Origin of the sequence: Kribbella flavida DSM 17836 (assembly GCF_000024345.1) — a bacterium.
In the GTDB taxonomy this organism is placed as follows: Bacteria; Actinomycetota; Actinomycetes; order Propionibacteriales; family Kribbellaceae; genus Kribbella; species Kribbella flavida.
In genome coordinates this window covers 4,822,038-4,836,629 of sequence record NC_013729.1, presented here as the reverse complement: position 1 = coordinate 4,836,629, position 14,592 = coordinate 4,822,038, and the positions used below count along the sequence as shown (strand labels likewise).

Annotated in this window: 14 protein-coding genes; 10 read left to right on the top strand and 4 right to left on the bottom strand. The window is 70.5% G+C overall.

The features are described 5' to 3' along the window. Window positions 1–173 precede the first annotated feature (173 nt). From KFLA_RS22265 to KFLA_RS22225, 9 genes are all read left to right on the top strand, one after another. Complete coding sequence (locus tag KFLA_RS22265; RefSeq protein WP_202797009.1) at window positions 174–1,178, top strand: ABC transporter substrate-binding protein; 1,005 nt, start codon at window positions 174–176, stop codon at window positions 1,176–1,178. Continuing rightward, window positions 1,175–1,969, top strand: a complete 795-nt coding sequence (locus KFLA_RS22260) for a class I SAM-dependent methyltransferase (RefSeq protein ID WP_012922070.1) — start codon at window positions 1,175–1,177, stop codon at window positions 1,967–1,969. Before KFLA_RS22265 ends, KFLA_RS22260 begins: the two co-directional genes overlap by 4 nt. Then, on the top strand, window positions 1,966–3,066 hold the full coding sequence (locus KFLA_RS22255; protein ID WP_012922069.1) for a FecCD family ABC transporter permease: 1,101 nt from the start codon (window positions 1,966–1,968) through the stop codon (window positions 3,064–3,066). The genes KFLA_RS22260 and KFLA_RS22255 overlap by 4 nt, the downstream gene beginning before the upstream one ends. Continuing rightward, entirely contained in the window at window positions 3,063–3,845 is a 783-nt protein-coding gene (locus KFLA_RS22250) for an ABC transporter ATP-binding protein (RefSeq protein ID WP_012922068.1), read from the top strand. Before KFLA_RS22255 ends, KFLA_RS22250 begins: the two co-directional genes overlap by 4 nt. Further along, window positions 3,827–5,038 carry a spore photoproduct lyase family protein gene (locus KFLA_RS22245; RefSeq protein ID WP_337466639.1) on the top strand — a complete coding sequence of 404 codons (1,212 nt, stop codon included), beginning with the start codon at window positions 3,827–3,829 and terminating at the stop codon, window positions 5,036–5,038. The genes KFLA_RS22250 and KFLA_RS22245 overlap by 19 nt, the downstream gene beginning before the upstream one ends. A gap of 363 nt (window positions 5,039–5,401) precedes the next feature. Next, window positions 5,402–6,688, top strand: a complete 1,287-nt coding sequence (locus KFLA_RS22240; protein WP_237706565.1) for an alpha/beta hydrolase — start codon at window positions 5,402–5,404, stop codon at window positions 6,686–6,688. A 50-nt stretch (window positions 6,689–6,738) separates the two neighbouring features. After that, window positions 6,739–7,938 (top strand): sensor histidine kinase, encoded by a 1,200-nt coding sequence (locus KFLA_RS22235; RefSeq protein WP_012922065.1) that lies wholly within the window; start codon window positions 6,739–6,741, stop codon window positions 7,936–7,938. Then, window positions 7,935–8,582, top strand: a complete 648-nt coding sequence (locus KFLA_RS22230) for a response regulator (protein ID WP_012922064.1) — start codon at window positions 7,935–7,937, stop codon at window positions 8,580–8,582. The genes KFLA_RS22235 and KFLA_RS22230 overlap by 4 nt, the downstream gene beginning before the upstream one ends. 144 nt (window positions 8,583–8,726) lie before the next feature. After that, window positions 8,727–9,104 carry a hypothetical protein gene (locus tag KFLA_RS22225; RefSeq protein WP_012922063.1) on the top strand — a complete coding sequence of 126 codons (378 nt, stop codon included), beginning with the start codon at window positions 8,727–8,729 and terminating at the stop codon, window positions 9,102–9,104. Between the two features lie 68 nt (window positions 9,105–9,172). Here KFLA_RS22225 and KFLA_RS22220 read toward each other — a convergent pair whose 3' ends face one another. The 3 genes from KFLA_RS22220 to KFLA_RS22210 all read right to left on the bottom strand — a co-directional run bounded on the left by KFLA_RS22220 (window position 9,173) and on the right by KFLA_RS22210 (window position 12,573). Beyond that, window positions 9,173–10,108, bottom strand: coding sequence for a hypothetical protein (locus tag KFLA_RS22220; protein WP_012922062.1), 936 nt, complete (start codon window positions 10,106–10,108; stop codon window positions 9,173–9,175). 146 nt (window positions 10,109–10,254) lie between these two features. Then, entirely contained in the window at window positions 10,255–11,406 is a 1,152-nt protein-coding gene (locus KFLA_RS22215; protein WP_012922061.1) for a chymotrypsin family serine protease, read from the bottom strand. A gap of 231 nt (window positions 11,407–11,637) precedes the next feature. Then, window positions 11,638–12,573 (bottom strand): NADP-dependent oxidoreductase, encoded by a 936-nt coding sequence (locus tag KFLA_RS22210; RefSeq protein WP_012922060.1) that lies wholly within the window; start codon window positions 12,571–12,573, stop codon window positions 11,638–11,640. 96 nt (window positions 12,574–12,669) lie between these two features. Here KFLA_RS22210 and KFLA_RS22205 point away from each other — a divergent pair, with 96 nt between their 5' ends. Then, complete coding sequence (locus KFLA_RS22205) at window positions 12,670–13,173, top strand: MarR family winged helix-turn-helix transcriptional regulator (protein WP_012922059.1); 504 nt, start codon at window positions 12,670–12,672, stop codon at window positions 13,171–13,173. Window positions 13,174–13,242: 69 nt separating this feature from the next. On the opposite strand, the gene KFLA_RS22200 is transcribed toward KFLA_RS22205, so the two are convergent. Continuing rightward, window positions 13,243–14,571 (bottom strand): FAD-binding oxidoreductase, encoded by a 1,329-nt coding sequence (locus tag KFLA_RS22200; RefSeq protein ID WP_012922058.1) that lies wholly within the window; start codon window positions 14,569–14,571, stop codon window positions 13,243–13,245. Between the last annotated feature and the right edge of the window lie 21 nt (window positions 14,572–14,592).

Here is a 14,592-nt window from a genome sequence, read left to right as displayed (position 1 = left end):
CCGCCTCATCGGAAGCATTCTGCCCAGCAGTTGCGCACCGAGGCGCCCCTGACAGCTAACGGCCAGACGGGCTCCGCGTCGTCGCCGTGCGGTCCGTCACGCGACCTTGACCAGGTGCCGGGATGACCGGTTAAGCTCCGGTCGTGAAAATGAAAACGACTATCATTAGCGTAGTGACTGCTGCGCTACTCGCCGTCGCGGGGTGCGGTGGCACCGAGGCCCCCGCCACCGTCGAGGCGGCCGGCGCGCAGGACGGGACGGACGCCTACCCGCTCAGCTACGACAACTGTGGGTCGAAGGTGACCGTGCCGCGCGCGCCCACTCGGGCGGTGTCGCTCAACCAGTCCGCGACGGAGATCATGATCCGGCTGGGGCTCGGCGACCGGCTGGCCGGTACGGCGTACGAGACCGATCCGGTGCCGGCCGACATCGCGGCGGCGTACCGGAAGGTTCCGCTGCTCAGCAAGGGTTTGCTCAAGCACGAGACGCTGCTCGAGGCGCAGCCGGACTTTGTCTACTCGTCGTTCGCCTCGTTCTTGACCGCGCAGAACGCCGGCGAGCGGGCCGAGCTGCACAAGCTCGGGGTGCCGACGTACCTGACCGAGTTCGACTGCACCTACCACGCGTCCGTGGCGGGCGGTGCGAAGTTCGAGATGCTGTTCGACGAGATCCGGGCGATCGCCCGGATCTTCGGTGTCCGGGAGGCGGGGGAGAAGCTGGTCGCCGATCAGCAGGCGGTCGTGGACCAGGGCCAGGAACTCGCGCAGAAGGTCGCCGGTAAGCCCAAGCTGGTGTGGTTCTACTCGACCGCGGCGTCGTCGGCCACGCCGTCGGTGGCAGGCCCGGGCGGTCTGCCGCAGACGGTGACGGAGATGCTCGGAGCCGAGAACCTGTTCGACGATGCCTCGACCAAGTGGCCCGAGGTCAGCTGGGACGAGATCGCGGCGCGGAAACCGGACGCGATCGTGCTGGCGGACCTGACCCGTGGGTACCCGGGCGACACGGCCAAGGAGAAGATCGCGTTCCTCAAGCGCGACCCGTTGACGAACAAGATGGACGCCGTTCGCAACGACCGCTTCATCGTCGTACCAGGGCAGGCGATGGATCCCTCGATCCACAGTGTCGAGGCGATCTCCGCGGTCGCGCAGGGACTCGTGCGGCTGGGCGCGCCGCGATGACCGGGACGCCGAAGCCGATCGAGCGGCTCATCCAGCGCTGGGACGACCAGCAGGCCGCCTACATCAACCACCGCGAGCAGCGCTTCGCGATCATGGGGGACGTGCTGGCGCAGCTCTGTGCCGGGTCGGACGAGTTCACCGCCGACGGCGCGGGGCTGACCGTGCTCGACCTGGCGTGCGGTCCGGGAAGTCTCGCCGGGCGGATCCTGGAGCGCTTCTCCGGGGCTCGCGTGATCGGCCTCGACTACGACCCTGTCCTGCTCGCGCTCGCCGAGACCTGGCTCACCGGCCGGTACGGCGACCGCTTCACCGCGGTCGACGCGGACCTCGCCGGAGCAGCTTGGGTGAGGCAGTTGCCGGCCGGCCCGGTGCACGCTGCCGTGTCGTCGACCGCTCTGCACTGGCTGAAGCCGGCTGAGCTCGTCGCCGTCTACGCGACTCTCGGGGAGCTGCTGCCGACGGACGGCGTGTTCATGAACGCCGATCACCTGCGCTACGACCCGCGGTCCCAGCCGTTCCTCACCGAACTGGCCGCCCTGGATGACGAGCAGACTCAGCGCTTGGCGCACGACGGGGGAGCGCAGACCTGGGACGAGTGGTGGACCGACGCCGTGGAGATCCCCGAGCTCGGGCAGCGGCTGGCCGAGCGCGAACGCAGGTTCGCGGACCGGCCGCCTACTCCGCATGCGCCGCTCGGGCTGCACCTGCAGGCGCTCGGAGCCGCGGGGTTCGGCGAGACAGGGACCATTTGGCGGCACTACGACGACGTCGTGGTGTTCGCGCGGCGATGACCAAGCTCCTGAAGGCGCCCTCGGCCGACACCGTCGACCCGGAGCCGGTGGCCGGCCGGCGGGGATTTGCCGGCCGGATGCGCTCGACCTTGCTCATCGGTTCGTTCGGCGGCGCACTGCTGGTCTCGATTGTGGTGGCGGCGTTCGTCGGTACGGCGAACATCGGCGCTGCCGACGTCCTGGGCATCATCCTGCGTCATCTCCGGCTCGGCGACCTGGCACCCGTTCCGGCGCCGTCTCCGCTGATCGACGCGCTGATCTGGGAGTCGCGGCTGCCCCGCGTGCTGCTCGCGGGCGTGATCGGACTGGGCTTGTCGGTCTGCGGCGCGGTGTTGCAGTCGATCACCCGCAATCCGCTCGCCGAGCCGTACCTGCTCGGGGTCAGCTCAGGGGCCTCGACGGGCGCGGTGTCGGTGATGATCCTGGGCCTCGGATCCGGCGCCGTCACGCTGTCGACGGGGGCTTTCGCCGGCGCCTTGGCGGCGTTCGCGATCGTGCTGCTGCTCATCGGTGGTGGACGGGTGTCCAACCCCGCGCGGGTGGTGCTGACCGGCGTACTGGTGTCGCAGTTCTTCTCGGCGCTCACCTCGCTGGTGCTGATGCTCGACGGTGACGCGGACGCCACGCGGGCCTTCACGTACTGGTTGCTCGGTTCGCTCGGCGGTGCGCGATGGCCCTCGCTGACGGTCGCTGCCGTGGTCATCGTGGCCGGCGCCCTGTGCTGCCTGTTCTTCGCTCCCGCGCTGGACGCGTTCGTTTTCGGCTGGGACACCGCTGCCTCGCTGGGGATCGACGTCACCAAGGTCAGGGTCGTGCTGATGGTGCTCACCGCCGTGATGACCGCGGCGGCCGTGGCGGCCTCCGGCGCGATCGGCTTCATCGGGCTGCTGGTGCCGCACATCGCGCGGTTGCTTGCCGGGGGCACACATCGGTTGCTGCTGCCGCTGACGGGTCTCGGCGGGGCGATCTTCCTGATCTGGGTCGACGCGTTTGCCCGGACAGCGTTCTCGCCGCGGGAGGTCCCGGTCGGGGTGATCACCGCGCTGATCGGCGCGCCGGTGTTCGCGCTCGTGCTGCGCAAGGCGGCCCGGCAGTGACCGCCGTGGTTGCCTCCGGCATCGACTGGACGGCCGGCGGTGTCCGCATCCTCGACGGAGTGGACCTCGAAGCGCGCGCGGGGGAGGTGCTCGGTGTGCTCGGTCCCAACGGTGCGGGCAAAACCTCGCTGCTTCGCATCCTGGCCGGCCTTCGGCGCCCGGACCGGGGGACCGTCCTGCTCGGCGGACAGCCGCTGCGGGGCGCCGCCCGGCGTACCGTCGCACGGCGACTGGCGATCGTCGAGCAGTCGCCGGAGGTCCACTCCGACATCACGGTGGACGAGACCGTCGCGCTCGGCCGTACGCCGTACCGCGGTACCTTCGCCCCACTCGGCCGGGCCGACCACGCCGCGATCGACTACGCCCTCGCGGTGACCGGAATGAGTGCCTACCGCGACCGTTCGTGGCAAACCCTGTCCGGCGGCGAACGGCAGCGCGCCCAGCTCGCCCGGGCCTTGGCCCAGGAGCCGGAAACCATCGTGCTCGACGAGCCGACGAACCACCTCGACATCCGCTACCAACTCGAGACGCTCACCCTCCTGCGCGGCCTCGGGCTCACGGTCGTGACAGCGCTGCACGACCTCAACCTGGCCGCGCGGTTCTGCGATCGACTCGCGGTGCTCGCCCAGGGCCGGGTGGTCGCCACTGGAGCTCCGGCGGAGGTCTTGACCGCGACTCTGATCCAGCAGGTCTACGCCGTCGATGCCGTGGTCGAACGCTCTGCCCATACCGGAGCTCCGAGCGCGACCTATCTCGGCCCATCCTCACGGTCAGGCTGACGTCGGGAGCCCTTCGGGATCGGCGCTCACCGGGGTGGCGCGGGTCACGCCCGCAGCAGACCGCAGAACGGCATCCCGAGGCTCGGCCCGGTGTTGTACAAGGTAATGGACATCTCCGGTTCACCCGCCGCCCGAAGCTGTGGACTCCCAAGCACGTGCTCGTCACGCGCTCGGCCGGCGAGCGCGCGCACACCCGCGAGGTGCTCGCCCGGGTCGAGGCCGCCGGCGTCACCGACATCACGTTGCTGCGCTCGGACCGCATCAGCGGGCTCGGCGGCGAGGACGAGCGCGCAGCCTACGCCCGGGCCAAGGCCACGCTCGCCGTCGTGGTCAGTCCGCCCTCGGCACGCAAACTGCAGCCGATTGCGCCCAGCGCCGACTGGCGACTCGACCTGGCCCGCGGCTGCCCCGCCCACTGCCAGTACTGCTACCTGGCAGGGTCGCTCAGCGGGCCGCCGATCACCCGCGTGTACGCCGATCTCGACGACATTCTCGCCGGCATGGACGCCTATGTCGGGCGCGGCACCGTCACCTCCACCCGTACCGCGCGGGCCGGCGAGGGCACGACGTACGAGGCGTCCTGCTACACCGATCCGCTCGGTATCGAGCCGGTGACGGGCAGCCTCGCCGCGGCCATTACGCACGTCGGCACCCACGCGTTTCCCGGGCCGGTGCAGCTGCGGGCGACGACCAAGTACGGCGCCGTCGACGGCCTGCTCGACCTTCCGCACGGCGGCCGCACCCGCATCCGTGCCTCGGTCAACGCCGACAGCGTCGCGGGCCGGTTCGAGGGCGGCACCGATCCGGTCGCTGTCCGCCTCGCGGGACTGGGTGCGCTGGCCCGCGCCGGCTACCCGGTGGGGCTGACGATTGCTCCGATCATGCCGGTGGAGGGCTGGCGCGAGCAGTACACCGCGCTGCTCGAGTCGGCGGCTGCAGCGCTGCCCGCCGACGCCGACCTCACCGTCGAGTGCATCACCCACCGCTTCACGCCGGGCAGCAAGGAGGTGCTGGAGTCCTGGTACCCGCGCACCAAGCTGGAGATGGACCCTGAGCGTCGCAGCCGCAAGTTCGGCAAGTTCGGCGCCGTCAAGTACGTGTACACAGCAGCTGAGATGCGTGAGCTGCGCACCTGGTTCGACATCGCGCTGGCAGATCATCTCCCAGCAGCCCGCTCGCTCTACTGGACCTGACGATCGGCTCAGCGCTACCAGCCGCAGCCCGCTTCGCGGCCGTCTAGTACTTTCGGCCGGGCGAAATGGTCTGCGGGTGGGTGTCTGCCACGAGTGACTCCCGAAGACTGGCGGCGTTCACAGCGCCTTTCGGAGGGAAACATGAGACGCACAGCCATTCCGCTGACGGTTGCCATTGCCGCGGTGGTGACCGCCCTGGTCCCGGGAGTCTCCAAGATCGGCGCCGCAGCGTCGCAAGCATCACCGTCGGGTGGTATCCAGTGGAGTAAGTGTCCGGTGGAGATTTCTCCGGTGCCGCTTCCGGAGGGGATGCAGTGCGGCACGGTGAAGGTGCCGTTGGATTACCGTAAGCCTGATGGCCGGATGATCGACATCGCCGTGTCGCGGTTGGCCAGCACCAAGCCCGAGAAGCGGCGGGGGGTGTTGCTGACCAATCCTGGTGGGCCGTCTCCGGGGCAGAACTATCCGGCGTTTCTGGTCGCGATGGGTCTGCCGCAGAGTGTGCGCGACAGCTACGACGTGATCGGGATGGACCCGCGTGGCATGGGCCGCAGTACGCCGGTGACCTGTGACCTGAGCGTGGAGCAGCAGGCCGCGGGCAACGTTCCGCCGTACGCGCGCCACGCGGCCGACGTCACCAAGCGGGCCGCGCAGGTCAAGCAGATCGCCCAGCAGTGCGCTGCGTCGAAGACGGCCTGGATGCTGCCCCACACCAGCACCGCGAACACCGCCCGCGACATGGATCGGATCCGGGTCGCGCTGGGAGAGGCGAAGATCTCCTTCGCCGGTGCTTCCTGGGGCACCCACCTCGGCGCGGTCTACACCACGCTGTTCCCGCACCGCAGCGACCGGATCGTGCTCGACAGCAACGTCGGCCCCGACGGCTGGGACTACCCCAACGACCGCCTGTTCGCGCGCGGTTTCGCCGACCGGTTCCCCGACTTCGCCAAGTACGCCGCAGCCAACCACCGCGAGTACGGCCTGGGCCGCACACCGGCCCAGGTCACCGCGAAATACTTCCAACTCGCCGCGCGCCTGGACACCAAACCGCTCCAGACCATCGACGGCTCCACCTTCCGGCTGCTGACGTTCGTCTTCATGTACGGCGGGCAGCAGTTCCCCACCCTGGCCGGCATCTGGCGCGCCGTGAACGCCGGCCAGGAACCACCGGTCCCCGCCGGCACCACCACCGCCACCACCGCCGGCCAGGACGCGGACAACCTGATCTCGGCCCGCTACTACATCATCTGCAACGACTCCCGCTGGCCACGCTCGGTCCACACCTACCAGCGCAACGTCGCCATCGACCGGATCCGCTACCCCCTGTTCGGCGCGGCCGGCGCCAACATCCAGCCCTGCGCGTTCTGGCCCGAACCCACCCAACCCCCGGTCCGCATCACCGACCAAGGTCCCGCGAACGTGCTGCTGGTGCAAAACCTCCGCGACCCCGCCACCCCACTGGCCGGCGCCCACAAACTCCTGCGGGCCTTCGGCCACCGTGCCACCATGGTCACCGCCGACCAAGGCGGCCACGGCGTCTACCCTGCCGGCAAGAACCAGTGCGCCAAACACGCCGTCACCACCTTCCTCACCACCGGCCAACGCCCCACACACAGCTACCACTGCACAGCCGACGCAGAACCCCGCTGACGCCGAATCCCCTGGGCGCCAGACTCCCAGTACGGAAGGACGACGACTCGGTGATCCTCGCCACCAACAGGCCGTTGCGCCGGGGCCTGTTCATCGCCGAAGTCGTCGTCCTGCTCGGCCTGAACATCGAGCAGGTCGTCCGACGCCTGGTGCTGGAGGACTCGCCGCCGGCGGGGGAGATCCTGTACTTCGGCGCGGGCGCGGCGATCGGCGTGCTCGCGGTACTCCGGCGCTGGCGGCCGGGCATGCTCGCGCAGCTGGCGACGGCCGCCATCGTCCTCTCGCTGGTGTGCAGCCTGATTGGCTTTCTCGCCAAGCCGGGCGGACGGCTCGCCGGTGACACCGAGACGCTCGCTTTGATCCTGCTGATCGGAGCGAGCTGTCACCAGCTGCGGCCGCGGCAAGCCGGCGGGATCGCGGTGGCCGGCGGCTTGATCGTCGTCATCGCGCCCGTCCTGCGGCACGGCTTCGTCTCGGTCAACCTCACCGTCGCCGTCCTGTGGGCACTGCTGTGGGGTGTCGGCGTGGCGGTCGGACTGATCCTGCGCGACGCCGACGCCCGCCGCGAGGCCGCCCAGATCGCGGCGCGGAACCGGGAACGGCTCGCGCTGGCCCGGGAGCTGCACGACCTGGTCGCCCACCACATCACGGGGGTTGTGGTGCGCACCCAGGCGGCCCAGGTCGTGCTCGCCGACGGGCAGGAGCGGGAGTTGCTCGGAGAGATCGAGCGGGCCGGGGCCGAGGCACTCAGCGCCGTACGGCGGCTGGTGGTGATGCTGCGCAGCCCCGACCAGCAGCTTCCACCCAGGGCCGGGAACCTGGTGGAGACCATCGAGGCGGCCATCGACGGGGACAAGGCCGTCAGGCTGCGGCTCGCGCCCGAACTCGCCGGCCTCTCGGTCGCTCCGGAGACGGTGTCGACGGTGCATCGTGTGCTGCTCGAGTCCCTGACCAACGTGCGCAAGCATGCGCCGGACGCTCGACGCATCACTGTCACCGTGGAACCGGCCGCCGATCGGCACTGCCTGCGGGTCGAGGTGTGCAACGACGGCACGCGGCAGGGCCGCGGCCGCAACCGTCACTCGGCCGACGGCTACGGACTGATCGGAATGAGCGAGCGGATCGACGCGTTGGACGGACGACTGACGGTCGGGGAACACGGCGAGCACGGATGGCGGGTCCTGGCCGAGCTTCCCTTGCCGGGCGGTGTGGTGGCGGCCCAGCCGCCGGAAAGGAGAACGGCGCCGTGACGCTGCGAATCCTGCTCGCCGACGACCAGGCGATGGTCCGGGCGGGGTTCCGGCTGATCCTCGAGCGGGAGCCGGACTTCGAGATCGTCGGCGAGGCCGAGGACGGCAAGCGCGCGGTGGAGCTCGCTCAGCAGCTGCGCCCCGATGTCACGTTGATGGACATCCGGATGCCACTGATGGACGGCTTGGCCGCCACCCGGGTGCTGGCCGGTCAGGGCGTCGCTCACCCGCTCCGGGTGCTCATCGTGACCACGTTCGACCTCGACGAACTCGTGCACGAGGCCCTCCGGTCCGGCGCCCGCGGATTTCTGCTCAAGGACGCCGGACCCCGGCTGCTGGTGGAGGCGGTGCACGCCGCCGCGAACGGCGAGTCCCTCGTCTCTCCTTCCATCACCACCCGGCTGTTGGCCCACTTCAGCACCACCAGCGGCCACGTCCGCAGCCCCAGGCCGGCGCTGACCGACCGCGAGCTCGACGCCGTCAAGGCCGTCGCCCGGGGTCGTACCAACGCCGAGATCAGCGCGGAGCTGATGATCTCGCTGTCCACCGTGAAGTCGCATCTCGCCTCGGTGCAACGCAAGATCGCCGCCCGGAACCGCACCGAGATCGCCGTCTGGGCGTGGGAGTACGGCCTGATGCGCTGATCGCGTCCCCCGGCGCATGGGCTCCGCGGACGACTTGCAGCGCCGAGGTGTGGTCGCCGACGGAGACGGCCTGGACGGGCATGCTCTCGCAATGCATACTGAGTATGTGAATACCCAGTATGCAGCCACTGCGAGGAGCCATTCATGAAGATTCGTACCGTCGTCGGGAGCACGCTGGCTGTGACGGCGCTGGCGGTGACCCCGTCGGCCGCGCACGCGAGCGCGCCGGCGCAGACTCAGCCGTACCAGCATCTGGTGACCGGCAAGTCCTGGAGCTCCGGCGGGACCTACGTCTCCACTGGCGGCGACGTCACGCTGAACCTGACCACCTTGGAGAAGAACACCAGGGTGTTTGTCGAGCAGTGTGAGGGCTCGGACCTGGGTGATGTGCAGACCTTCACCAAGAAGGCGCCGAGCCACACGCTGGCCACCGGCTTGGAGAAGGGGACCTGCTTCCTGATCCTGTTCGCTCCGCAGTCCGGCAACGGCGGTTACCTGGTCAAAGGAACGCTGAGCTACTGATACCAGTCGTAGCCGGTGTGCCGCGGCTTGTCCGAGCTGCGGCACGCCGGCCCGGCGGCGGTTGGTGATCAGGTGCCTTCGGAGTCGTCCTGCCACTCCCAGCGGATCCCCAGGACGCCCGAGGTCACCGCCGATGCGACCAGGTGGACGGTGCTGTGCGTGCTCAGGTGGAGGTCGCCGGTCACGTGGCGCTCATCGGTGAGATCTCGCTGAGCGAAGGAGTAGCACGCGACCGGCAGGGCGCGGGGGTCGAACCGCACCTCGAGCAGGTACTGCTCGGTCGGGTACCGGAAGCCGTGGGCGAACTCGTAGGACACACCCGCGGTCGGATCGAACAGTTCACACTCGAACACCCACGTCTCGCCCTTGCCGAGCGAGTGATCGAACAGGATCTCGTACACCAGTGCCGGGGCGCTGGGGTGATGCACCACTTGGCCGTGCCGGCAGTTGGCTAGCCGGCGGAGCCGGACCAGCGCCGGTACGGTGCCCGGGTTGCCGTAGTACCGCGCGATGTGGCGGTCCACACCGTCGCGCAGCGCGCGAACCACCGCACGGGTCCAGATCGACGTACTGCGCCGCCCGGCGTCGATCGTGAGCCGGTGCTGGACGTTCACGAACTCCAGGTCACGGTTCAGCGCGCCGGGAACCGCGCCGACCAGTTCCGCGACCGGCGCGATGTCCACCATCTTGGCTCGTCGCAGTTCGCCCGGACCGGGTGCGGCGGGCAGCAGCCGCAGCAGCGAGCCCAGCGGGAGGTCGAGAATGTCCTCCAGCCCCCGCACCGCCCGCAACGAACTGGCTGTCTCCGGGCGGGCGTGACCGGTTTGCCAGTTGCTCAAGCTGGACAGACCGACGGTGATCCCCCGACGAGCCAGATGGTCCCGCAACCGCTGAAGGGTCAGCCCGCGCGCCCGGATCGCTGCCCGCAGCGCGAGGTGGAATGGCTCGGTGTAGAGCTGGCTGCCGAGGTCGTGCTGTCTCGTCGCATTGCTGGATCGGCTCATGATGCCACCTGGGTCGGCGCTTCGCGGGCCGCCCTGGCCGGCGGTGTGGTGAACTTACCGCCGTCAGCGGCCGCTTACACCTGGCACCACCACAACACCCGGAGGCCGGCCCCCGGAACCGGCGGCCGGCCGCAGGGCGGCTGCGCTCAGGGAATGGTCACGCCGAAGTCGCGGTTGGCGGTCGCGAAGTCCTGGAAACCGATGCGAGCTCCAGCCGTTCGGGTCACCGTGCCGTTGGTGACGACGCCGCCGGACGCGGTCGAGTACACCGAACCACCGCTGTCACCGGGACGGGCCGCGGTCAGACCCTGAGTCTGCTCGGCCTCGACGAGATCTTCCCGGTCCTGCCAGAAGAAGATGACCTTGAGATTGCACACCGGGCCACCGGTCGCCTCGGCGCTGCTGACGCCGGACTGGCACAGGTACTGGCCGACGAACACGTGCCCCCAGCCGGTCACCGGGACCTTCGTGTTGCTGTTGCCGCCGCCGACGTACATGGTGTTGCCGCTGGAGGCCGGTACCAGGCCGATGTCGTGGTCGTCGTGGCCGCGGCTGGTGGTGCCGATCAGCTCACCCGTGCGGTCGGTGATCCGGCTGCCGACCTGCCCACAGTGCTCCGCGGTCAGGATGTAGCGGCGGTTGGCGCTGTCCCGCACACCGAACCCGGACGTGCAGAGCGTGCCCGCGGTCTGGTTCCAGGTGCGCGTGCCGCCCGACCACGGGGGCGCGTCGTCCTGTCGGGAGACCTCCGTCATCGGCTCCTCCTGCCGCACCGACACCGGTACGCCGGCGGCGGCCCGCAGCGGCGCGATGCCGGTCGAGCGGGCCGTCGAGCCCGGCCGCGCGGCGAGGACCAGACCGCTGCCGTCGCCGGCACTCTTCACACCGTGGATTCCGGTGCCCGGGTTCGCGTGCAGCCAGGCGCGAACCTTGGCGGCGGCCGCGGCGATCTCGGCCCGCGAGTGCGCGGCCGCTGCCACGCGGACGGGAACCGCGCGGGACACCCGGGCGACCACGGCGGTGAGCGCGGGCGGGACGCGGCCCTTCCACCACAGCGTGACGTGGTCGTCCTCGAGCACGATTCCGGCGAAGCCCGGGTGGGCACCGTCGTCGACCGCGGCGCGGATCTTCTCCGCGGCCTCGACCAGCGGGCGCTGGGCGCGGGACAGATCGCCGGCCGATTCCCTGGACTCGGTGGCGGCGCCGGTCTCGGCGGCTTGCGCGGACGGGGCGGTGAGCAGTGTGCCGGCGGCCAGCAGGGCGGCCAGCGCGGCGTTCGTTCCTCTGGTTGACCTCACGATCGAACTCCTTCGGTGGGGCGGTGCGAAAGGTGTTCTCCGTCCCGGCCCACGACGGCGAAGGGACGTAGGTCGATGACACCGAATCCGGGCGGCGTCGGCAACAGCCGCGGGCCACTCCGAAATTTCGAGGCCGGTCGCCGGCTGAGCGCGATCGATCAGCGCTCAGCGACGAATGCGGCCGCTCTGACGGCGATCCGGAACCGGCCGGCCGCCCGGCCCGGTGCGGGGTCAGACGAGGACGACGACCTTGCCGGACACGGCGCCGTCGGCGGCTTCCTTGTGCAGGGCAGGGAGGTCCTCGAGCTGGATGCGGCGGCTGATGTCGAGGTGCAGGTCGCCGCGGTCGACCGCGGCCACCAGACCGGCGAGCTGCTCGGCGTCGCTGCGGACGAAGAGGTTGAGGCCGCGGACGCCGCGCGCCTCGTCGCTCGGTGCCTGCATCCACACCGTGGTGTTGACCACGGTCCCGCCGGACCGCACCGAGGCTGCCTGCTTGGCGAACTCCGGCGGATCGATCGGTGCGAGGTTGAGCAGGATGTCGACCGGCTCGGTCACCGCGCCGGCCACATCGGTCGCGGTGTGGTCGACGATCTCGTCGGCTCCCGCGGCCCGGACGCGGTCCGCGCTGCGCGGACTCGCCGTGGCGATGACGTACGCACCGGCGTTCTTCGCCAGCTGGACCGCGTAGGCGCCGACGGCACCGCCGGCTCCCGTGATGAGCACGCGCTGCCCGGCGGTCAGTTGACCGAGCTCGAACAAGGCCTGCCACGCGGTCAGGCCCACCAGCGGCAGGGCCGCGGCGTCGGCGAGCGGCACGCTCGAGGGTGCGGACGTCAGCACCTCGGCGGCAGCGATGACGTACTCCGCGGCGGCGCCGGCGCCGACCATCGGGAGAAACCCGATGACCTCGTCCCCGACCGCGAGGCCGTCGGCACCGGCGCCGATCGCATCCACCGCTCCGGCGACGTCGATGCCGGGCGTGTGCGGCAGCGCCACCGGGAACGGCCCTTGCAGGCCGCCGCCCCGGATCCCGGCGTCGACCGGGTTGAACGACGTCGCGGCGACCTTGATCCGCACCTGGCCGGCGGCGGGGACCGGCAGGTCCACGTCCTCGTACCGGAGCACGTCGGCGTCGCCGTACTCGTGGAACCGTACTGCCTTCATGGCGAACTTCTTTCCGTGGAGAGAGAGGATGCTTCGAATTCGAAGCATATGGAAACCGTAACACTGCTTCGAACTCGAAGCAACTAAGATGCCGACATGGCTGAAGAGGAGACGTCGTCCGCGCTCGACCCGGCTGGTCTCGGCGCGTACTTCGCGTTGATCGAGGTGAGCAGCCTGCTGCGGCACACCGTGGAGCAGCAGTTGCTTGACGCGGGAGACCTTAGCTACGTCCAGTTCCAGCTGTTGGCCACCCTCGGAGACGCACCGGACGGCAGTCGCCGGATGACCGAGCTGGCCGACGGTGTCGTGTACAGCCGAAGCGGCCTGACGTACCAGGTGGGACAGCTCGAGAAGGCCGGGCTCGTCTCCCGCGGCCCGTCCGTCGACGACGACCGAGGCGTCGTCGTGACGATCAGCGCGGCAGGGCGGGACGTGCTCTCCACGGTGTTCCCCGGGCACATCGACGTGCTGCGGCAGCTCTTCCTCGCCCCCCTCGCCTCCGATGAGGTCGAGAATCTGGCGCGCATCCTCACCGTCGTCCGTGACCACATGCGCTCGGTTCCACCGCGTTCGGCGAAGCCGCGCCGGAGAAGCGGCTGAGACAGCCGGGTACGCCGGTCGCCGCGGTCGTGCTCCGGCCACCGAGCCGGCCTGTCGTACTCCGTGCCCTCATCCGAGCAGGCGGGAACGCCGGATGCGGGCCCTGGGGTCGACGGTGTCCGCGATCGCTCGGGCCCGGACCCGGACATCCGCCGGTAGTGCTTCGGGTACGGTCGCGGCGCCCTCGACCCACGAGCCGGGGGTGAAGCCGGCGTCGGCCGTCGACCAGACGGATCGGGCCCGGTCGAAGCCTGCTTCGATGCGCTCGCGTGGGAACCGGCCGAGCGGCGCGACGGCGTGGTAGACGAAGTCGCCCGGTGGGGCCACCACGGCTCCGCTGCGGCCGGTCGGTGCGCCCGCGACGTGCCGGATCTCCATCATCACGATCGGGGCGTCGTCTCCGGCCGCGGTCGTGAGCAGCGCCGCGGCGATGTCGGGGGTGGACGCGTCCAGCCAACGCGCGTCACCGATGGCCGGGGTCGCTGTGGGTGGGTCGAGATGGATCCGCGTGAGTCCGGTGGCGTCGGTCGGGCCCCAGGTGTCGGACACGGGTGTCGCCGCGGCCCGCATGGCGTCGAGCAACGAGGCTGCGCCGGCGGGGCCGTCGGGATCGGCGATCGCCAAGTGGACAGCGACCTTGCCGTGCAGTTCCTCCGGGAACGGCGGCAGCGGCGGCACGTGCAGCACTGCGATGCTGGAGGAGACGCTGCCGCCGACGGTCCCGATCCGGGTCGACCAAGCGGCCATCAGCTCCGTCAGTGCGTCGGCATGCCACAGCAGTGCGCCGGCGTGCAGGTCGGGAGCCGGCACGAGGTCGAACTGCAACGTGTGCGCGATCCCGACACCGCCCGCTCCGCGAAAGGCCCAGATCGCCGCGCGATCGGTCTCCTCGGCCGCGTCGTCAGCGGCGACCCGGTAGCGACCGTTCCCGTCGACGTAGTGCACGGCGCGTAGTGCTCCGCTGGCCAGCCCGTTCCGCCGGACGAGCCAGCCGATGCCGCCGCCGAAGGTGTATCCCGACACGGACACGCTCGGCGCCGAACCGGCGAGCCCGAGCAGGCCGTGCTGTTCGGCGGCGGCGTTCACTGCGGCCCAGGTCGCGCCGGCCCCCACGGTGGCGACTCGCGCCTCCGGATCGATGGAGACCTGGCCGAGGCCTGAGGTGTCGAGCAGGACCGCGCCGTCGCCGACCGGAGCGCCGGCGCCGTGGCCAGTTGCCTGCGGAACGATCTCGAGCGCTGCCCCCGAGGACTGCTCGAGCAGTGCCACCGCTGCCAGGGCCGGCGCGAGGTCTTCGGGGCTGGTGATGGCGGCGACTCGCGCTGGTCGCTGCTCCACGGAGGAGTTGTGAGGTCGGGTGGCGGCCGCATAGCCGTCCGACTGGGCGTCAAGAAGCATGCGCCCATGCTAGGGGAATAA